The 18,324-nt window shown below is 68.5% G+C and carries 18 protein-coding genes and 3 pseudogenes; 12 read left to right on the top strand and 9 right to left on the bottom strand.

Annotated features, from left to right (window positions below):
• Positions 1-22: 22 nt before the first annotated feature.
• Both QFZ76_RS01790 and QFZ76_RS01795 read left to right on the top strand, forming a co-directional pair.
• Positions 23-1,672 carry an IS1182 family transposase gene (locus tag QFZ76_RS01790; protein ID WP_373464245.1) on the top strand — a complete coding sequence of 550 codons (1,650 nt, stop codon included), beginning with the start codon at positions 23-25 and terminating at the stop codon, positions 1,670-1,672.
• Positions 1,662-2,366: pseudogene (locus QFZ76_RS01795) on the top strand (IS256 family transposase); the annotation flags it as partial. The gene QFZ76_RS01790 and the pseudogene QFZ76_RS01795, both read left to right, overlap by 11 nt.
• Before the next feature lie 302 nt (positions 2,367-2,668).
• On the opposite strand, the gene QFZ76_RS01800 reads toward QFZ76_RS01795, so the two are convergent.
• Positions 2,669-4,321 carry a WD40 repeat domain-containing protein gene (locus QFZ76_RS01800; protein WP_307672020.1) on the bottom strand — a complete coding sequence of 551 codons (1,653 nt, stop codon included), beginning with the start codon at positions 4,319-4,321 and terminating at the stop codon, positions 2,669-2,671.
• A gap of 427 nt (positions 4,322-4,748) precedes the next feature.
• Here QFZ76_RS01800 and QFZ76_RS01805 point away from each other — a divergent pair, with 427 nt between their 5' ends.
• The 3 genes and pseudogenes from QFZ76_RS01805 to QFZ76_RS01810 form a co-directional block, all read left to right on the top strand.
• Entirely contained in the window at positions 4,749-5,000 is a 252-nt protein-coding gene (locus tag QFZ76_RS01805) for a hypothetical protein (RefSeq protein WP_307672021.1), read from the top strand.
• A gap of 283 nt (positions 5,001-5,283) precedes the next feature.
• Complete coding sequence (locus QFZ76_RS51605; protein WP_373464493.1) at positions 5,284-5,439, top strand: GrpB family protein; 156 nt, start codon at positions 5,284-5,286, stop codon at positions 5,437-5,439.
• A 22-nt stretch (positions 5,440-5,461) separates the two neighbouring features.
• Positions 5,462-6,019 (top strand): annotated as a pseudogene (locus tag QFZ76_RS01810) (TerD family protein); the annotation flags it as partial.
• Positions 6,020-6,262: 243 nt separating this feature from the next.
• Here QFZ76_RS01810 and QFZ76_RS01815 read toward each other — a convergent pair.
• The 3 genes from QFZ76_RS01815 to QFZ76_RS01825 all read right to left on the bottom strand — a co-directional run bounded on the left by QFZ76_RS01815 (position 6,263) and on the right by QFZ76_RS01825 (position 8,373).
• Positions 6,263-6,631, bottom strand: a complete 369-nt coding sequence (locus tag QFZ76_RS01815) for a TIGR02391 family protein (protein ID WP_307672022.1) — start codon at positions 6,629-6,631, stop codon at positions 6,263-6,265.
• Between the two features lie 19 nt (positions 6,632-6,650).
• A complete protein-coding gene (locus QFZ76_RS01820) occupies positions 6,651-7,253 on the bottom strand; it encodes a GNAT family N-acetyltransferase (protein WP_307672023.1) in 603 nt (200 codons plus the stop codon).
• Between the two features lie 388 nt (positions 7,254-7,641).
• Complete coding sequence (locus QFZ76_RS01825) at positions 7,642-8,373, bottom strand: hypothetical protein (RefSeq protein ID WP_307672024.1); 732 nt, start codon at positions 8,371-8,373, stop codon at positions 7,642-7,644.
• A 303-nt stretch (positions 8,374-8,676) separates the two neighbouring features.
• Between QFZ76_RS01825 and QFZ76_RS01830 the strand changes: the two genes are divergently transcribed.
• The 3 genes and pseudogenes from QFZ76_RS01830 (at position 8,677) to QFZ76_RS01840 (ending at position 11,406) form a co-directional block, all read left to right on the top strand.
• On the top strand, positions 8,677-9,147 hold the full coding sequence (locus tag QFZ76_RS01830; protein WP_307679898.1) for a DIP1984 family protein: 471 nt from the start codon (positions 8,677-8,679) through the stop codon (positions 9,145-9,147).
• A 277-nt stretch (positions 9,148-9,424) separates the two neighbouring features.
• Positions 9,425-9,841: a DUF5958 family protein gene (locus QFZ76_RS01835; RefSeq protein ID WP_307679899.1), complete on the top strand. Its 417-nt coding sequence runs from the start codon at positions 9,425-9,427 to the stop codon at positions 9,839-9,841.
• A gap of 370 nt (positions 9,842-10,211) precedes the next feature.
• A pseudogene (locus tag QFZ76_RS01840) lies at positions 10,212-11,406 on the top strand (IS110 family transposase).
• Positions 11,407-11,421: 15 nt separating this feature from the next.
• Here the strand turns inward: QFZ76_RS01840 and QFZ76_RS01845 are convergent.
• Both QFZ76_RS01845 and QFZ76_RS01850 read right to left on the bottom strand, forming a co-directional pair.
• Entirely contained in the window at positions 11,422-11,748 is a 327-nt protein-coding gene (locus QFZ76_RS01845; protein ID WP_307672025.1) for an ankyrin repeat domain-containing protein, read from the bottom strand.
• A gap of 52 nt (positions 11,749-11,800) precedes the next feature.
• Complete coding sequence (locus tag QFZ76_RS01850; RefSeq protein ID WP_307672026.1) at positions 11,801-12,724, bottom strand: pentapeptide repeat-containing protein; 924 nt, start codon at positions 12,722-12,724, stop codon at positions 11,801-11,803.
• 242 nt (positions 12,725-12,966) lie between these two features.
• Between QFZ76_RS01850 and QFZ76_RS01855 the strand changes: the two genes are divergently transcribed.
• Complete coding sequence (locus QFZ76_RS01855; protein WP_307672027.1) at positions 12,967-13,164, top strand: hypothetical protein; 198 nt, start codon at positions 12,967-12,969, stop codon at positions 13,162-13,164.
• Between the two features lie 363 nt (positions 13,165-13,527).
• Here QFZ76_RS01855 and QFZ76_RS01860 read toward each other — a convergent pair whose 3' ends face one another.
• Positions 13,528-14,031 (bottom strand): hypothetical protein, encoded by a 504-nt coding sequence (locus tag QFZ76_RS01860; RefSeq protein ID WP_307672028.1) that lies wholly within the window; start codon positions 14,029-14,031, stop codon positions 13,528-13,530.
• 4 nt (positions 14,032-14,035) lie between these two features.
• On the opposite strand from QFZ76_RS01860, the gene QFZ76_RS01865 reads away from it, so the two are divergent.
• Positions 14,036-14,380 (top strand): DUF2750 domain-containing protein, encoded by a 345-nt coding sequence (locus QFZ76_RS01865; protein ID WP_307672029.1) that lies wholly within the window; start codon positions 14,036-14,038, stop codon positions 14,378-14,380.
• A gap of 279 nt (positions 14,381-14,659) precedes the next feature.
• Here the strand turns inward: QFZ76_RS01865 and QFZ76_RS01870 are convergent, their stop codons facing one another.
• The gene (locus tag QFZ76_RS01870; RefSeq protein ID WP_307672030.1) at positions 14,660-15,922 is read right to left on the bottom strand and encodes an MFS transporter; all 1,263 of its coding nucleotides are present in this window, start codon (positions 15,920-15,922) and stop codon (positions 14,660-14,662) included.
• A gap of 98 nt (positions 15,923-16,020) precedes the next feature.
• On the opposite strand from QFZ76_RS01870, the gene QFZ76_RS01875 reads away from it, so the two are divergent.
• Positions 16,021-16,398 (top strand): helix-turn-helix transcriptional regulator, encoded by a 378-nt coding sequence (locus tag QFZ76_RS01875; RefSeq protein ID WP_307036818.1) that lies wholly within the window; start codon positions 16,021-16,023, stop codon positions 16,396-16,398.
• Between the two features lie 135 nt (positions 16,399-16,533).
• On the opposite strand, the gene QFZ76_RS01880 is transcribed toward QFZ76_RS01875, so the two are convergent.
• Positions 16,534-17,784 carry an IS256 family transposase gene (locus tag QFZ76_RS01880; RefSeq protein ID WP_307672031.1) on the bottom strand — a complete coding sequence of 417 codons (1,251 nt, stop codon included), beginning with the start codon at positions 17,782-17,784 and terminating at the stop codon, positions 16,534-16,536.
• Positions 17,785-17,906: 122 nt separating this feature from the next.
• On the opposite strand from QFZ76_RS01880, the gene QFZ76_RS01885 reads away from it, so the two are divergent.
• Positions 17,907-18,314 (top strand): hypothetical protein, encoded by a 408-nt coding sequence (locus QFZ76_RS01885; protein WP_307672032.1) that lies wholly within the window; start codon positions 17,907-17,909, stop codon positions 18,312-18,314.
• Positions 18,315-18,324 lie beyond the last annotated feature (10 nt).

The raw sequence follows: 18,324 nt of genomic DNA on the forward strand, positions 1-18,324 counted from the left end.
GGATCCGGAGGAGGGGTTCCCGATGTGTCTGTGGCCGAGGAAGATGCGTGAGATTCCAGAACTGACTGCCCGGGTGGCGCGGGCCGCGTTCCCGCACGGGTCGCTCGCGATCCGGACACGAGACGCCATCGGTGAGCTCTTCAGCGATGGTGATCTGGCCGATCTGTTCGCCAAACGGGGGCACCCGGCGCTCTCGCCCGCCCGGTTGGCCATGGTCTCGGTACTGCAGTTCGCCGAGAACCTCACTGACCGGCAGGCCGCCGATGCGGTCCGGGCCCGGGTGGACTGGAAGTACGCCCTGGCCATGGAGCTCGAGGACCCTGGTTTCGATCATTCCGTGCTCTGCGAGTTCCGGTCCCGGCTGGTGGAGGACCAGGACAGCGAGCGGCTGCTGAACCTGATGCTGGAGAAGCTTCGCGAGCACGACCTGCTCAAGGCCGGCGGACGGGCGCGCACCGACTCGACACGGGTGCTGGCAGCGGTGCGTACGCTGAACCGTCTCGAATTGATCACCGAAACCCTGCGGGCCGCGTTGGAGGCCCTGGCGATCACGGCCCCGGAGTGGCTGGAGGCCCTGGCCCCTGCCGAGTGGTACGACCGTTACGAACGCCGTGTCGATGCCTTTCGTCTCCCCGTGGGCGATGCCGCACGCACCGAGTACGCGGTGACGGTCGGCACGGACGGGTTCCTCCTGCTCGAAGCCGTATGGGCAGCTCAGGCGCCGGAATGGCTGCGCGAGATCCCTCGTCTGAAGATCCTCCGTCAGGTCTGGGTCCAGCACTTCCTGCGGGAGGACGGCAAGATCCTGTGGCGCAGGGACAAAGAACTCCCACCGGGCCGGGTGCTGATCCGTTCCCCTTTTGATCCCGAGGCTCGTGCCTCGGTCAAGCGGGAGGCCCGCTGGACCGGATACAAGATCCATCTCACCGAGAACTGCGAGCCCGACGCCCCGCACATCGTCACCTACGTGGCCACCACCCACAGCACGACCACGGACGTGGAGGCCACCGCCGATGTCCACGCCGGCCTCGACCAGCGCGAGTTGCTGCCCGATGTCCACCTCGTCGACACCGGCTACACGAGCGCCGACCTGATGGTCGACTCCCCTCGCGAGTACGGCATCGAACTGCTGCGCCCGGTGCACACCCCCACTACCCGTCAGACCAAGGAGAACAAGGGCTTCGACCTGCCCCACTTCACCATCGACTGGGAGAACGAGCAGGTCACCTGCCCTCGTGGGGCGAAGAGCATGCGCTGGCATCCCGCCGTCCGCGGCGGCTACAACGTGATCGAGACCGCCTTCTCCCGCAAGGACTGCGGGCCCTGCCCGGTCCGAGCCGACTGCACCAACTCCCCGGCCCGCGGCATGAGTTTCCACCCCCGTGAGACGCACGAGGCCCTGGTGAAGGCCCGGGCTGCACAGATCACCCCGGAATGGCAGGAACGCTACAAACACCGGGCCGGGATCGAGGGCACTATCTCGCAGGGCGTCCTGCGCTGCGGAATGCGCCGCACCCGCTACATCGGACTCCGCAAGACCCACCTGCAACACGTCCTGACCGCCTGCGCGATCAATCTCGTCCGTGTCGACGCCTGGCAGACCGGTATCCCGCTCGGACCAACCCGCGTCTCCCACTTCGCCCGCCTCAGGCCACCCTCCCCGAACCCGTGAATTGACCAGCAGAGTCGTCTACGTGGCCATCGCGGTCACCGCCGACGGCTACCGGGAGATCCTCGGCCTGTGGGCCGGCGACGGCGGGGAGGGCGCCAAGTACTGGACCACCGTCCTGACCGAGATCAAGAACAGAGGGGTCCGCGATGTGCTGATGCTGGTCTGCGACGGACTCAGTGCCCTGCCCGATGCGGTGAACACCGTCTGGCCGGCCGCCGTGGTGCAGACCTGCGTGGTCCACCTCATCCGTGCCAGCCTGCGCTATGCCTCGCGCCGCGACTGGGCCGAGGTCGCCCGCGACCTCAAGCCCGTCTACACCGCCGTCAACGAGGACGAGGCCCGGCAACGGCTGGCCGACTTCGACGCCACGTGGGGCAAACGGTATCCGTCGATCGCCGGGACCTGGCAGCGGGCCTGGAGCGAGTTCGTGCCCTTCCTCGGCCTGCCCGACGCCATCCGGCAGGTCGTCTACACGACCAATGCCATCGAGTCACTCAATGCCCGCTACCGTCGTGCGGCCCGGGCCTGCGGGCACTTCCCCAACGAGCAGGCCGCCCTCAAGCGCCTCTACCTCGCCACCCTCGCTGTCGACCCCACCGGCCGCGGCCGCCAGCGCTGGAACAACCGCTGGAAGTCCGCCCTCAACGAGTTCGACGTCCTCTTCGACGGCCGCCTTACCGCCGGACGAGTGTAGGCCAATCAGCCCACCGAACAACCCGTAGGCCAATCAGACGAATCACACGTAATTCCTGATAGACCCAGGTCAGCCCCACCCGCCACTACGATTTCAACCTGAGTAGTCCTCGAGTTGGCCGTCCGGGACGGGGCTGCCGGTGAGGATGTCCCACTCGTCGCCGCGGTGTACTTGGACGGCGATGTGGATCGGGCCGTCGGGGCGGCTGCGGGTGCCGGGGAGCGGGGATCGGGCTGCGGAGGGTCTCGATGGCGGGCGTGAAGGGCCGGCGCCGGGCGGCTCTCCTGCGCTGTCCCTGTGTGTCAGCGGACGAGCCGTCGGGCGTCCCAGACAAGGATGGAGGCGCTGCTCAGGTGCCAGGTGGCCAGGTACCGGCCGTCGGGCGAGGTCCGCACCTGGTGGGCCCTGCCGCGGCGGTCCGGGGTGAACTCGCCGAGCAGTTCGCCGGTGTCGGTCCGGTGGATGCGGACGGTGTCCCCCGGGACGGCGAGCCAGCGGCCGCCGTCACCGACGGCGAACCGGTGCGAGCCCGGGATGTGCAGGCGCTCCTGGCCGCCGGGCAGACCCAGGATCCGGACCCCGTCCAGGGTGACGGTGGCCAGCCAGCTGCCGTCGGGGGCGAAGGCCAGGCGGTAGACGGCCCCCGGTGACGTGGGGAGTTCGGCCTGCAGTTTGCCGGAGACGGGGTCCCACAGCCGGATCCGCCCGTTCACGTCGCCGACGGCGACGGTCCGGCCGTCCGGGGAGCAGGCCATGGCGCTGACGGGGGCGCGAGGGTCCGACTTCTTCCCGAGCCGTCTGATCGCGTAGGTCGTGCTGTCGATGACCGCGGGGCGGGGCGAGGTGTCGGTGGCGACCCAGGCACCGCCTGGGTCGAGGGCGAGTTGGGTGGTCCAGCCGTCGACCGACCGCAGGTGCCGGCCGGTGGCGGCGTCCCACCAGCGGGCGGCGTCATAGTCCCCGGTGATGACCCGGCTGCCGTCCGGCGTGATCGCGCACACCTCGTGGATCCCCTCGGTCGGGCCCAGGACGTGCCGCACGCTCCGGTCGGCGACGTCGTGGATCCGGCTGGCCTTGTGGCCCGAGGCCGTCACCAGCCAGCTGCCGTCCGCCGCCAGGGCGACGTCCTTGACGTACGACGGGGACGGCAGCACGCCCACCAGGGCTGACGTCAGGTCGGTGGCGACGCGACCCGGGGCCTCCTCCCGCAGCTCCTGCCGGAGGTGGTCGGCCTCCGCCCGCAGGACGGCCTCGCCGGCCAGGGCGTCGAGCAGCAGCCCGGCCCGGAGAACCGGGTCCGGGCAGGCGCGGCGCTCCAGGCGGTGGGCGACGCGGTCCACGGCCCGGCGGGCCGCGTCGATCTCGGGGGTGTCGAACATCGCCAGGTCCGCGCGGAGTGCGGCCACGCCGCAGACCCTGACCTTCGCGGCCTGCCAGCGGGGGTTTTGGACCAGTCGTCCGGCGGCGGCGCGGTCGTGGGCGGCGATGTGCCAGGGCAGGTGGTGCCAGAGGTAGGTCTCGGCGACCGGCAGCTGCCACCAGTGGCCGCCCTCCGGCGGCAGGGTGACGGCCCGGGCGAGGACGCGGCGGTGCCCGGCGCGGATCTCCTCCGGGGTGCGGTGGGAGGAGATGAGGGCGTGCAGCCGTCCGGGGAACGTGATCCGCCGCAGTCCGTCGCCGCCCCGGGGCAAGGCGACGAGTCCCCGGCGTTCCATCATCGGCAGGACGGTCAGGGCGGGGCGCTCCGGCGTGACGTCCTCCCAGCCGACGGCCAGGTCCGACAGCAGGATTTCGACGTCCGGGGGGAGGGCGGTGAGCGCCAGGACCTCGTCCCGGAAGGTGTGGAGGTCGGCCAGCGCCTCCCCCTCCGGGCCGCCGCCCCACTCCGCCGCCCGGGCGGCCGCTGCGGCAGCTTGGGCCCGTTCGTACCGTTTCCCGCGCCGGAACCAGTCCATGTGCCGCCCCTCCCTACCCGACTGACGGACAGTCAATCAGAGCCGCCGAGTGACGGCCCCGGCGGCCGTCCTCATCGGCACGGCCGCGGCCCTGGCCACGCTGCCCGGTGCACACCGCCGGAAGGCCATGACCTCGCGGCGTCCGGCCCGTCAGGGCAGGACGGAGCCGCGCCCACGAGTGGAGGCCGGCCGAGCAGCAAGGCGACTCCGGCCGACAAAGCTAAACTCTGCCTGGCAATCGGCAACGATGACCTGCCAGACGCGCCTCCCGCCGGACAAGCCGGCCAGCTGGCAGCCGAAACTCTCTACGAAGACTGCCACGCAAGGTGCAACGGGGAGGCGCGCGTTGCGGCGCTTCCTTTCAAACATCCCCCAGCGGCTCCCGGCGCGGCCTGCGGGCGCGGGCGCCGACCGGCGGCGGACGGACATGCAGCTGTACCTCGTCCGCGGGCGGCGCATCACCGTGACCGCGACCGGCTTCGGCGAGCAGCCCGACACAGTGGTCGTCACCCGGGACGTCCCAGCCGGCCGCGTCGCCCTGCGCCTGACCGCCGAGCAGGCTGCCGCCCTCGACCTCGCCGAGGGCCAGCAGTACGAGATCACCGGCACCGTCACCGACGCTGACGGGGAGGCCCTCACCTTCCCCGCCACGGTCGTCCACACCATCCCGACCCGCTAGCTGCGCCCGACCGACGAGCAGCTGGAGCTCCACCCGGACACCGGCCACTTCCACCGCGCACCGGTGTGCCAGAACCCGTCCAGGTGCGGGAGCAACACCGCGAACTTCACGGCAAGTTGATCACGAGTCTCATCCGAAATGCGCATACCACAACAACGATCCCCGGAACGGGAAGCAACACGTTGATTCCCGGCAAGCCCTTACGACTCGGTACGCGATAGCCGCGGCTCTCGGAACGATTCGAGGGGCCTGGCGGTCCTGCGAGACTGCCAGCATGACTGACATGATCGTGGTCGGCGACTACGACTCCCGATGGCCTGAACAGTTTGAGGGTCTGCGGCGGCCGCTGGCACCTCAGGTCGCGGATCTGGCTGTGTGCATCGAGCATGTCGGAAGTACTGCCGTACCCGGGTGCGCCGCGAAGCCGATGACGAGATGAGGACGTCGGCCTACGGGGGCCCCTCAGCAAGGGCGACGCCGTATCTCTGACCAAGCAGGCGCCGGGCCTGACTGCAGTCACCGTCGGTTTGGGTTGGCACGCAGCCGTATCTGATCTCGACTTGAACGTGGACATGGACGCCTGCGCGCTGCTGCTGAACGCGGAGGGCATGGTTGCCAGCGACCAGGACTTCGTGTTCTTCAACAACCTTCAGAGCCCGGACGGTTCCGTCGAGCACACCGGCGACCGCACCGGTGAAGGCCACATCGAAGAGATCACGGTCAACCTCGTAGCGATTCCTGCCGCCGTCGAAAGGATCGTCTTTACGTTGTCGATCTATGACGCCGAAACTCGCCTGCAGTCCTTCGGGTTTCTGCACTCCCAAATCCGGGTCCTCAACCAGGCGGATGGTCAGGAGATCGCGCGCTACAACCTCGCGGCGGATCCCGGCGCCAGCAATACCGCGATCGTCTTCGGCGAGCTCTATCGGCATGGCACGACGTGGGACTTCCAAGCCATCGGCAAGGGGACGCCCTTGGGACTGCGCAGCATCGCCCAGTCGTTCGGCGTCAACGTCTGATCAGCGCAACCCGCGGCGAACAAAGGGCCCTTGAAGAGCACACGGGCATGCGGCTGGGCCGACACCTTCGTTGCGTTCGACTCCCCCTCTGCCGAGGTCTGTGGAGCTCTGTGGAGAGGCGCACTCCCGCTGCCTTCGAGGCCGTGCGCGCCGACACCCGGTTCGCCGACCCCCTACACGTTGAGGCTCTGCGCGACCTGGTCGTGCTCCACTTGACGGGAAGCGGCGACCGCCAGCAACGGCTCATGTGCCTTCGGGTTCCTCTGCTCGCCGAATCTCGCACTGATCAAGCAGCCGGGCGAAGTAGCTGTAGGCGGCCAGCCGCTCCATGCCCTCCTGTTCGGTCAGCTCATCGCGAGTGTGCGTCGCGACGTTCCTGACTGTGAGGTTCAGTCCGGTCGCGAGGTTGTTCAGCGCGCCGGCCAACGGTGCCAGTCCTCCGCGCATGCTCTTGGCCGTCTGGTCTTCCGCCGGGCCGGGCCAGGCGAGCTTGGGCTTGCCGGGTTCCGGGTCTCCCCCGGAGAGGGCCTGCTGCCAGAACGAGGTGTCGGTCACGCCGTCAGGTTGAGGAAATTCGGTGAGCTTGCGCCGTGTCCACGCTCGCGCCCACACTCTGATGCCGCCGGAGCTCTCATGTGTCCTGGGTCCGCCACTGGTGGAAAAAGGTCAGTCCCGGTCCGGCACCGAGATGAAGCGGGACACCGGTGAGCAGGGTGCCGACGTCGATGCCCTCCCCGGGCCGCAGGACGCTGAAGCCCTGCCGCGAGTAGTAGGGCCCCAGGGTGCGCGTCGTGTCGAACTCGCCGAACAGCAGCGTGTAGTCCAGCTGCCAGTACACCTGCACGCACCGTGCGATCAACGCGGCCCCGATTCCGCGACCGCGGACGTCCTCGGACACGGCGACCGCTTTGATCTTCGCGTACACCAGCATCGACATCAGGATTTGCTGCTTGGCGACCGGCATCCGGGCGAGCCCGGAGAGGACTGTGCCTGAGGGAACTCCCAGCAGCGCGCCGACGACCTGGCCGTCGCCGTCCCGCGCGACCAGCGGCAGGGACAGTTCGCCCGCCGCCCGCTGGAGCTCCCCGGCTGCCGCCGCCCTCACGAGCCGCTCCCCGGGATCGGTGCCCGCGAGGGCGTCCACCAGCCAAGTCCCGCACTCCCCGCGAGCGAGTGCTTCAAGATGGCCAGCCTCCAGATCGTCGGCGGCCTCCTTCAGCAGCGTGTTCACCACGGCGGCCTCCCCCGGTCTCGCGAACCCGATCCGCACGTCGTCGGGCCCCGGCACACCGTCCAGTAACTGCCTGCGCGTCAACCGGACCGACCCCGTTAAGGAACCTGCCGTCGCCGTCCTCTTGGCTGTCGTTCTCTTCGTCTTCTTCTTCGCCATCCCGAGGATCTACCCGCTCCAGGTTCTGCGGACCCCACGGCCGGAAAGAGGCGGGTACAGGTCATGAGGGCGTCCTCGCGCGCCCTCTCCCCGGGCGGGACCGCCGCATCCGCCACAGCGCCGGACTATCGGGGAGCCCCGCAGCCGCGTGGCTACGGGCCGATCGTGCCGGGCCCGAACCTGGCGCGGATGCGGTCGCTGACCTCTTCGGCGACCAGGACGGTCGAAGTGCTCACCGGACAGGGGTGGAGGATCTTCCCGGGGTGAAGAAGCGGGCACCCATGTTGTCCATCGGGCTGAAGTAGACCATCGCCGTGAACCAGGCAGCGGACTGGCGCGGGTTCTTCAGCCGCAGCAGGCTGGCGTAGGCGAACACGAGCCTATGGGCAGGACGGTTGTCGGTGTCGCCATACGGCAGGACATCGCGGAAGGGGTAGGGCAGCGACTGCTGCAGGACACACACTCCGGCAGCCGCCCAGGACAGTGCGGCCTCCAGGTCTCCGCGGACCAGATCTGCCTCGTTCTCCAGGTCGTCGGGGTCGAAGTCGCCGTCCCGGTCGGTGAGATCGGCGAGCTTGTAGGCGATGGCGGTGTAAGCGTCGAAGTCGCGGGGATGCAGCAGGTGCCCGCCGATCGTCACACACGCCTTTTCGTACGCCGCCTCGTACGCCTCGCCGGACTCCGCGTCCGGCGTCCAGACCCGTTCCATCGCCCACTCCGGGCGCGGCGGCAGCTTCGCGATCTTCTTTTCCAGGCGCGACAGGCCGCCGGGTTCCTCCTCGTACTCCGTGTAGTGGGCTGCCGAGTCGAACAGGTGGAACTCGGGATCCCGCATCCAGGCCAGCAGCGGCCGGTCCAGCTTCGCCAGAGCCTCCACCGCCAGGCCGGCCGGGGCCAGCCACGGCATGACACCCTCCAGCGCCGCCTTTTGTGTCTTCGGGTCCGCACCCACGCTCATCCCCATGGACCCGAGTGTCCTCCCTACGGTGTCGTCCATCCGGAACAGTCATTAATCCGCTGCTCTGCTGTGGTTCGGTGACGGCTCCGCATATCCGTCATGCGCGACCGGCGTCTGAGAATCACGCAGACGTCCCAACCCGCCTTCTGGGCAGCTTGGATGGCACGGTCAAGCAGCGTGAGGGCGATGAAGGCGATCGGGTGCAGGGACGTGTGGTCACCGCGCGGCGGCCTCGTTGTCGACCTCGAGGATACGAGCTGGTTCGCACTCGTATACTCGTGCGAGCTCATGGAGGGGGAGGGGGAGACAGTGAAGCTTGCTGAGGCTCTGGCAGAACGTGCGGAAGCGACGCGCCGTGTAGAACAGTTGCGAGCGCGCGTCGTCAGCAGTGCGCGGTACCAAGAGGGGGAGGTGCCCGCTGAGGATGCCGCCCAGTTGTTGGCTGAGGCCGGTGAAGTGCTGAGCGCTCTGGAAACGTTGATCCGGCGGATCAACCGGACCAATGCCACCGTGGAGATGGGTCCCGACGGCACGCTCACCGATGCCCTCGCACGCCGGGATGTCCTGCGGTTGCGTCACTCTGTGGTCACTGCGGCGGCGGACGCGGCGGCGGGTAGCGGCGAGCGGGGATACGGCCGGCAACTCCGATCCGAGCTGATGATGCTTTCCGCGCTTCCGGTCGCGGAACTGCGCGGTCAGGCGGATGTTCTCGCGCGGGAGATCCGCGAGGTCGATGTGCGGATCCAGCGTACGAACTGGGAGGTGGATCTGCTGGACTGAGTAGTCCAGCAGGCGGGGACGATGTGGAGCAGGTAGCAGCTTCGGAGGCGTGCACACACCGAGGGCCGGCGGTTTTCCAGCCCACTCCTGGCGCGTGAAGAGCAACGCGGGGGTTCGACTCCCCATCAACAGTGCAGCTCAGCACGGCGTACAGGTAAAGGTGCACATCGCACAGCACATCACCACGTGCAGATCCGAAGCGGTGAGGGCGGGTTCGGGGCTTTCCACATCGCAGCACCATGGACGACGGCGATCCGAGCGCAACGGGGGCATGCGAATGGCTGATCCGTACGTCACTCTCAACGAGCTCGCCCAGGAGCTTCGGCCGATGTCACAGGGCATCGAGTGGTTCGAGAGCCTCTCCGCTGAAGAGCAGTCCACCACCTTGCGCCTCCTGTCACATTTCTGCATTCAGGCCCGCGCCACCACCGAGGACGGTCCGGAAAGTATCCGACGTGCCGGACTTCGCGCCACGCACACACCGGCGGTTCTGATCGCACGAGGGCGGATCGACCAGCAACTCGGGAAGATCGTCAGCCTCACCCCCCACGACGAGCGCCTCAAGTCATTCCGGCTACTGATCGCGGTGCTGGCCGTCGCCGACGGACGTCGACGGGAGCGCTACTGCTCCGACGGTTGCAGCCACGAATGGCATCGTCTGTCCGTCGACACCCTTGCCGAAACGCTGACCTGATTCCTCGCGCCGCCGCCCCTACTGGGCCAGCGGCCGCAGGGGAAACATCGCGCTCAGCCGAGGCAGTTTGCGCGCCGCCTCGGCTTCGTTCCGCACGTCCCACTGCTCACCGAGCGGCCCTCGGCTGCCCCCCCGTTACCTTTTTCGTGGCTCCGCAACGGGGCCTCCGGCCTTCGGGTCCGGCATGACTTCCCCCCCTTGTTGTTGATGATCCGGGGGGTGGTGTCACCGGGCCCGGAGGCATCGACGGACCGCTGATGAGGGGCTTGAGCACCGGCTTCACCCGAGCCGGAAGAGCTCTCCGTAACGTGGATGTGGCAGCTCGGTGCCCAGGCAAGGCCGGACGAAAGCGTGATGGAGGGGCCTGCACGTGATCGACACCGGCGACATCGACGTCTTCCTCGGCCTGGACGTCGGCAAGGGCGAACACCACGCCACCGCCGTCACCCCGGCCGGCAAGAAAGCCTTCGACAAACGCCTGCCCAACACCGAACCCAAACTCCGCGAGCTCTTCGCGAAACTCCAGGCCAAGCACGGAACGGTGCTGGTCGTGGCCGGCATCGATCGGGGCCCTGCCGCTGGCGGTCGCGAGGGACATGGGCTGCCCTGTCGCCTATCTTCCGGGGCTGACGATGCGGCGGATCGCCGACCTCTATCCCGGCGAGGCCAAGACCGACGCGAAGGACGCGTTCATCATCGCGGACGCCGCCCGCGCAATGCCCCACACGCTCCGGGCGATCGACGGCCAGGACGAGACGATCGCCGAACTGGAGATGATCGTCGGGTTCGACGACGACCTGGCCGGCGAGGCCACCAGGGTGGCGAACCGGCTGCACGGCCTGCTGACCCAGATCCATCCGTCGCTGGAGCGGGTACTGGGGCCGCGGCTGCAGCACCCGGCCGTCCTGACCCTGCTGGAGCGGTTCGGGTCACCCGCCCAGATCCGCAAGGCCGGCCGCCGAAGGCTAGTCACGCTGTTACGGCCGAAGGCCCCGAGGATGGCAGAGCGGCTGGTCGAGGACATCTTCGCCGCCCTGGACGAGCAGACCGTCACCGTTCCGGGGACCGAGGCGGCCGCGCTGATCGTCCCGAGCCTGGCCAACTCCCTCACCGCCGTGCTCGACCAGCGCAAGCTGCTGGCCGGGCGGATCGAGGAACTCCTGGAGGCCCACCCTCTTTCCAAGGTCCTGACGTCCATGCCGGGAGTCGGCGTCAGGACCGGAGCCCGCATCCTGATCGAAGTCGGCGACGGCAGCACCTTCCCGACCGCCGGCCACCTCGCCGCCTACGCAGGACTCGCACCCGCGACCCGCAGTTCGGGCTCCTCGATCCGTGGCGAACAGCCGTCCCGGAGGGGAAACAAGCAGCTCAAGCGAGCCTTCTTCCTCTCCGCCTTCGCCGCCCTCGGCGACCCGGTATCCCGGGCCTACTACGACAAGAAAATCGCCCAGGGCAAGCACCACACCCAAGCCCTGCTCTGCCTCGCCCGACGCCGGGCCGATGTCCTCTTCGCGATGCTCCGCGACGGCACCTTCTACGAACCCCAGCCCGCCAAGGCGGCCTGACCTGCAGAAATTGCACTACAAGGAAGGACGTTCCCCGAAATGCACCGCGACATCTGAACCAATACGCCAGTCGGCAAGACGCCGCGGGCTCACACCATGAAGGTTGTCCCTGTCCGGATCAGCACCGGCCTTGACCAGCAGCGACAACACCGCGCTATCGCCTCGATACGTGAACACGGCCTGCCACAAAGGCGTATTGCCCTGCCCATCCGGGGCATCCACCTGCGCACCCGCCGCCAGGAGAGAGCCGACAGCCGCGGCATCCTGCTCATCCGCCGCGAAGTGCAGCTGCGTCCACCCCTGGCGGCTCTCACGACCCAAGCCCTGATCCTCATCCGTCATGCCCGTCATCATCACGATCGCTTGACGAAGGAGATAGGGGCACCCCCCGTCTCTATGGACCAGGAGTAAGCCAGTCGGCGCGCAGGTGAACCTCGGGTGGCACTGGAATACCGGCTGCCGCGAGAAGCCCCGAAGGAGCGGGGCCATGCGATCGATTGAAGTCCACGGTGCCGCCGAAGAACGTCGCGGCGCTGAAGGACACGCTGCGGTCGGAGAACGTCGCGCCGCGGAAGGACACGCTGCCGTCGGAGAACGTCGCGCCGACGAAGTCCATGTCGCCGTCGATGGTGACCCTGGTGAGATCCAGGTTGCAGCCTTGCCAGGAGCGGTGAGTGCCCTTGGGGATGCGGTAGTGGTCTCCGATAAGGCGCAAGATCGTGTGCCGGACCTCGCGAAGGGCGCGGTGTCGGTCCTTCCTGTCCTGGTGGGCGTTGTGCCGTTCGTCGGTGGGCGAGGTGCCGTCGGGCAGGGGGTCAGGCAGATCGCCGGGATCGGCAGCGAACGGCAGGCGCAGGTAGGCGCACAGGACGTCGATGCAGGTCTGACGCAGGTCCTGGGTGGGGGCATCATCGGCAAGACCGGCCAGGGCGTGGACCCCGCCGAGTCGGACGGCGGGGGAGTCGTTGCCGAGCTGGGAGACGGCCGTCGTGAAGCGCTCGGTGTGCAGCCGGGTGGCTTCCCGGTGGGCGCCAGCCTCGTCGACGCGCTGGCGCCGGTAGGCAACGACCAGGGCGACGAGCGCGCCGGCCCCGGCGACCACCCCGAAGGACAGCTTCACCAAGTCGAAGAGCGTCTTCGCGTCAAACTTCGGAGTGGAGCCGATCTCCTTGAAGTCAAGCAGCACCACCAGGCCGTAGAAGATGCTGCCCGCGGTGAGGACCGCGGCGGCGAAAGCGAGGACCAGCACCCACCCGACCTTCCACAACCGCAGCTCCCGATCATTCGGCGCGGATCGCGGCTTTCGGTTGCCTGTCATGACGAAGAAGACAAGATGCCGGAAGCCAGCGGTTGCAGCCAGATGGATCGGGCGGGCGGGTCCCCCCTTGACCGCCTACCGGACCAGGCGTCGCCGCGCGGGCGTGTGGCTCCTTCCTCCCGCGACGTCGGTGAGCCCGAGACGTAAGCGGGATGGACTGGTATCTCGCGCGCGTTGGGCCGGTCCCAGAAGTCCCGTGAAGCCCGCGACGGTAGCCGCGCGGGTCTCTACGGTGCGCGCCCATGACTCACACGAACACGACTCAGCCCGCCCGCCGCAAGCCGCGACGCCAGAAGGGCCGCCCCTCGCTCCTCACCCCGGCCGTCATGGATCTGCTCACCCGGGCGACCGCCGCGGGCCTGCCGATGAAGCAAGCCGCCGACGCGTCGGTTTCGAGCACCCCAGGTGTCGCCAGTAGCCCTCCTGGCGTTGCCGCGTAGCCACTGGCCGTGTTCGACGTGGGCTTGGTCAGTGGTGCGGTGGCGGTCGGCGTAGATGCCGGCGAGGCATCCTGCCCTGGTGAGAAACTCCGGGACGGCGATCTGCGGGCTGTCAGCGGCCTTCTGAAGAGCTGGGCGCTCTCCCACGAGATGTGAGCCGGGGAGGACAACCCGTTCGGGGAATGGCGTCCGGACCCGTGAGGCGAGATGCTGCCCGCGCGAAGCGCGGGCGAGGCCGGACTACCCAGGGCGCGCTGCTACGCGACGGGCCGCGAACAGCAGCGCGGGCCGGTGTCACTTCCACGACGAGGGTACGGCGCGCGCGTTGATCTCGGTGAGGCGGAGTGCCACCGTGATGACGAACTAACGGCAGAAGTCGAATTCTTCCTGGTTGGGGGCGTATCCGGTCTCCACCGAGAAGCGGGGCTCCGGCGAATTGCCGTAGTAGCCCACAGCCGGAGTGAGCTGGGTGAACCGCTGGTACTGGTGGAAGTCCACGCCCAGCACCATCAGACGCATGCCCTCTTGCAGAGCTCGGGTGACGTCGCGGATCTGCGTGTACTCATCGGCGAGCCTGTCCGCACCACGCGTGGGCACACCGCGGCGCGAAGCGTGGTCCGGCTCGCGCAGGATCGCGCGGACCTCATCGGTGCGCAGGATGTGGCGTGGCAGCCGCTCGCCGAAGCCGTAGACCGACAACCGGCGCGATACGTCCTCGCCGTGGATCTGCGCGTCCATGAGGTCCTCGAACGCAACCGCCAATGTGCCCATGGCCTCCATGCGGCTGCCCTGCGAGTCGAGTTGGGCGGCCGTCTTCAGGTGTTCGCGGGTCCGGTCGTGCTGGCGGGGAACGCTAGCTAGGCTCATCGGCATGAGTCAGAGCGGTTCGCAAGCGGCAGCATTCTTCCGAGATGCCCGTCAGCGCGGCGTGGTCTGGCTTGTTCGGGATGACGAGGGAAGCCCGGCTCCTCTCTCCGCGGACGGCACGCGAAGTCTTCCCTACTGGTCGACATCAACCCGGGCCCAGAGGGCAGCGAAGATCTGGGGGCATGGGCTACGTGTTGAATCCATGTCCCTGGATGCCTGGTGCGATCGCGATCTGCCTGAAGCCGCCCGAGAGGGATACATGATCGGCATCAACTGGAGCGGACCGCGCCTCGTCGGCTGGAGCTTCACCCCGATGGAAGTTCTCAACCGACTGGCAGCGGGTGACTAGCCCACGGCGCCGCTCAACACGGAGCGCAGGCGCCGCCAGCAGAGGAGTGCGCATCTCCAACTGTCACCTCCGCCGAGTAGCAGATTCGCCGGAGTAATCTGCATCTGCTTCACCGAAGGAAGAGCAGCCGCTCGGTTAGTTCGTCTGCAAGCCCCTCAGGCAGGTTGGCGTAGGCCTCGAGGAGTAATTGTCAAGAGTTGTGGATTCGCTCGACTTTCGACGTTCTGGCAGGCATTAGTGATCAGCGGCGGTGTCGAGGCTTGCTGTGGCTCGCGGCCGTCAGGCTGGCTCCGTCGCCTGGCGCCGACTGGCGAGGACAACCAGGCCGCCGATGACCGCGAGGCCCATGAGGACGGCACCGAACACCGTGGCACCGCTGGTCAGGCCCACGGCGTCGCTGAGGTAACCGGCGGACACGGGCAGTAGCCCCGCCGGGACGTACCCGCCGACGTTGAGCGCGGCGTTGGCCTCCGCGAGGCGCTGGGGCGGGACGCTGGAGTTGAGCAGCGACAGGCCGCCGAGCTGGCCCATGCCCTGGCCAGCGCCGGCGAGCAGCGCGGAGGCGATGAGGACCGGCACCGACGAGGTGTGCACGGCGACGATCAGCGTGATCATGCTCAGCGTGGTGCTGACCGCGCCGGCCGTGAGGATGGTCCGCCGGTCGAGGCGTTGCACGGCGAACTGCACGCCGGTGGCGGCGAGGAACATGACGAAGGCCATGGCCCCGGCGACGATCCGGCTGGTGGTGCCGAGCAGGCCTGTCAGGAGCGAGGGGCCAAGCGAGAGCACGAAGGAGGTGGCCGTGATGCCGGGCGCGAACACGGCGATGCCGAGGGCGAGTTGGCGGCCGTTGCCGCGCGGCACGCCGGGCACCCGCACCCAGGCGCCCTTCGCGGGCGCCGCGGGACGCCGGAGGGGCATGCGCAGCACGGCAAGCATCGCGGTGAGGAGCAGCACGGCCTCGACGACGAAGACGGTGACGGTCGGCCCGGGCAGCGACTCGGAGAGCACCCCGGCCAGGAGCGGGCCGAGACCGGCACCGAAGACCATCGCGCAGGAGGCGAGTAGGGCGGCGATCCGCTTGCGCTCGGGACCAGCCACGTCGGTCACCGCGGCCATGCCGGCCGAGACGACGGCGCCGACGGCGATTCCGGTGAACAGCCGTGCCACGATCAGCGCGGCCACGGTGGTGGCGATCGCGAAGATCAGGCAGGCGGCCAAGGCGAGCACCAGGGCGGGCAGCAGCACGGGCTTGCGCCCGAGCCGGTCGGAGACCACTCCGGACACCAGGAGCGAGCCGATGAGCCCGAGGATGTAGAACGCGAACACCACGGTCAGGGTGCCCTTGGAGAAGCCGATGTCTCGCTGCCACAGCACGTACAACGGTGTTGCCGCGTTCGAGAGGACGAAGACGGCCGTGACCGGCCAGGCGGCCAGCCATACCCACCCCCGCGGAGCGGCGGACCCTCCGCCGGGCTCCGCGGTGCCACTTCGTTGCCTCCCGTCGACGGCCTGGACGGGCGCGTTCCGGGTCTCGGACATGACTGTTCCCTCCGACTTCCTGCAGTACGACTTTAGTCGAACTTAGCATGCAGTACGATTGGAGTCGTACAAAGGAATCGAGTCGTGAGGACCTGCCCATGTCTTCGACTGCGGGCACCGCACCCGCCATCAAGGTGCTCCCGGCCCCTCCCGGCCTACCCGAACCGCTGCCGGAGCCGACGGTCGAGGAGTTGCGCCTGGAGACCGTTCTCGGGGCGCTCAGCGACCCCTTGCGGCTGACGATCGTCCGCAAACTCCTCCTGGAATCAGAGCAGTTCGACCACTCCTGCGGCTGGTTCGGCTTCGACCGGCCCAAGTCGTCGCTCACGCACCACTTCAAGGCGCTGCGAGAGGCGGGGGTCACGCGCCAGCGCCAGTACGGGCTCGAACGCCGCAGTCACGTACGCGTGGACGACCTCAACGCCTGCTTCCCCGGCCTACTCGACCTGGTCGCGGCCTGGGCCCCAGAGGCATGACGAGGCGCCGCTTGAACGAACGAAGACAGGCGGGCGGGTCCACAGCAAGCCCCGACACCGCCTCGCCGCACGGTCACCCGCCTGCCAGAACGGCGGAAGTCAAGGGCGGAAGTCAAGGGATTCGTTCATTCATGATCAGGCGGCGGCCTCGGGACGCTCGACGAGCCGGCCGTTCTCGAAGCGGGCCCCAGCGCGGACGAGGGCGACCAGGTGCGGCGCGGTGACCGCGCGCCAGCGGGACTGGGCGGACTCGGCGAGCTTGAACACCATGGCGAGCGCGGCGGCCGGGCTGCCCGCGCCGCGGGTGACCTTGGTCCGGAGCTTGACCGTGGAGAAGGTCGATTCGATCGGGTTTGTGGTGCGCAGGTGGATCCAGTGCTCGGCGGGGAAGTCGTAGAACGCCAGCAGCTCCTCCGCGTCGTCGATGACCTTCGCCACCGCTTTGGGCCACTTCGCCTCGTAGGTCTTCGCGAACACCTTCACGGCCTTCTCGGCATGCTCGCGGTCCTCCGCGTTGTAGATCTCCTGCAACGCCTTCTTCGCTCCCGGCTGGGCGGACTTCGGCAGAGCATTCACGACATTCCGGATCTTATGGACCCAGCAGCGCTGATGCCGAGCGGCGGGGAACACCTCCACCAGCGCCCGCCACAGCCCCATCGCACCGTCGCCGACGACCAGCTCCGGGTCGCGCATGCCGCGACGCCGGCAGTCGCGCAGCAGGTCCGCCCACGACTCGGTCGACTCGCGCAGCCCCTCCGCCAGCGCGATTAGCTCCTTCGTGCCGTCGATGCGCACGCCCATCAGCACCAGAACACACGAGTGGGCCTGGCCGAGGCGGACCTTGGGGTGCACGCCGTCGGCCCACACGTACACGTAGTCGCTGCCCGACAGGTCGCGTTGCTGGAAGGCGGCGTGGTCGTCGCTCCACTGCTTGGTCAGACGAGTGACGGTCGGCGCGGACAGGCCGGCGGCCGAGCCGAGGAACTGCTCCAGCGCGGGCACGGAGTCGCCACTGGACAGGCCGTGCAGGTACAGCAGCGGCAGCACCTCGCTGACCTTCGGGGACTTGCGGCACCACGGCGGGAGGATCTTGGAGGAGAACCGCTTCCGCTCGCCGGTGGCCGCGTCGACGCGGCGGTCGTTCACCCGCGGCGCGGCCACCTCGATGGCACCGGCGGCGGTGGTCACAGCGGGGGGCCGATGGCGGCCGTTGCGCACCACCAAGCGTCGCCCGCTCCCGTCGCGTTCCGCAGCCAACTCGGCTATGTACTGGTTGACTTCGGCCTCCAGAGCCGCGGCGAGCATGCGGCGGGCGCCCTCACGGACGATCTCGTCGATCAGGGAGCCGGACTCGGTCGAACCGTCGGCGTTCACTACGCTGAGCACGGGCGTGTCACCCTTCCCGACCCGCGCTGCAACGCGGGCCTACTCGGTGAGCTTGTTATCGATCACCCGGGAAGGTACGCCCTTTGCGTCCACCCCGAGGACCGATCCACAACTCCTGAGCATTGCTCAACCCAGACTTCCGTACCGCTGTACGGCGCATAGCTGAGGAGCAGGCGAAAGAGCCATCCCAGCAGGACGTCAGCAGTCTGCACGACGTTCTCAACCAAGCGATGCGTGAACGAATCGACGAAGCCGTATCCGTCGGCATCCTCCCAGCCTCCTCCAAAGCCGCACCCCTTGCCGAATCACTGGGCGGCCTTTACGACCACGCATTCGAGCGTGCTGGCGACGGCGATCTGCGCCGCTGGCTCGTCGCCCGCCTGCAGATGACCGTTGACCCACACGCCAAGCGCTATTGGCAGCTGCTGGCGACGATCAATGGATGGCCTGCATCACCAACACTCGCTCCCGTTTACACGTGGTTCACCACCGTTCTTGGCGGTGCTTCAGCCGCGGCAGCGACATCTTGAGCGCCGGAGG

This window comes from Streptomyces sp. V4I2 (assembly GCF_030817655.1).
Classification (GTDB): domain Bacteria; phylum Actinomycetota; class Actinomycetes; order Streptomycetales; family Streptomycetaceae; genus Streptomyces; species Streptomyces plumbiresistens.

Coding starts and splice junctions, on each gene's coding strand:
- QFZ76_RS01790 (WP_373464245.1), top strand. CDS start 23: ATGTGTCTGTGGCCGAGGAAGATGCGTGAGATTCCAGAACTGACTGCC.
- QFZ76_RS01800 (WP_307672020.1), bottom strand. CDS start 4,321: ATGGACTGGTTCCGGCGCGGGAAACGGTACGAACGGGCCCAAGCTGCC.
- QFZ76_RS01805 (WP_307672021.1), top strand. CDS start 4,749: ATGCAGCTGTACCTCGTCCGCGGGCGGCGCATCACCGTGACCGCGACC.
- QFZ76_RS51605 (WP_373464493.1), top strand. CDS start 5,284: ATGATCGTGGTCGGCGACTACGACTCCCGATGGCCTGAACAGTTTGAG.
- QFZ76_RS01825 (WP_307672024.1), bottom strand. CDS start 8,373: ATGGGGATGAGCGTGGGTGCGGACCCGAAGACACAAAAGGCGGCGCTG.
- QFZ76_RS01835 (WP_307679899.1), top strand. CDS start 9,425: ATGGCTGATCCGTACGTCACTCTCAACGAGCTCGCCCAGGAGCTTCGG.
- QFZ76_RS01845 (WP_307672025.1), bottom strand. CDS start 11,748: ATGACGGATGAGGATCAGGGCTTGGGTCGTGAGAGCCGCCAGGGGTGG.
- QFZ76_RS01850 (WP_307672026.1), bottom strand. CDS start 12,724: ATGACAGGCAACCGAAAGCCGCGATCCGCGCCGAATGATCGGGAGCTG.
- QFZ76_RS01855 (WP_307672027.1), top strand. CDS start 12,967: ATGACTCACACGAACACGACTCAGCCCGCCCGCCGCAAGCCGCGACGC.
- QFZ76_RS01860 (WP_307672028.1), bottom strand. CDS start 14,031: ATGAGCCTAGCTAGCGTTCCCCGCCAGCACGACCGGACCCGCGAACAC.
- QFZ76_RS01865 (WP_307672029.1), top strand. CDS start 14,036: ATGAGTCAGAGCGGTTCGCAAGCGGCAGCATTCTTCCGAGATGCCCGT.
- QFZ76_RS01870 (WP_307672030.1), bottom strand. CDS start 15,922: ATGTCCGAGACCCGGAACGCGCCCGTCCAGGCCGTCGACGGGAGGCAA.
- QFZ76_RS01875 (WP_307036818.1), top strand. CDS start 16,021: ATGTCTTCGACTGCGGGCACCGCACCCGCCATCAAGGTGCTCCCGGCC.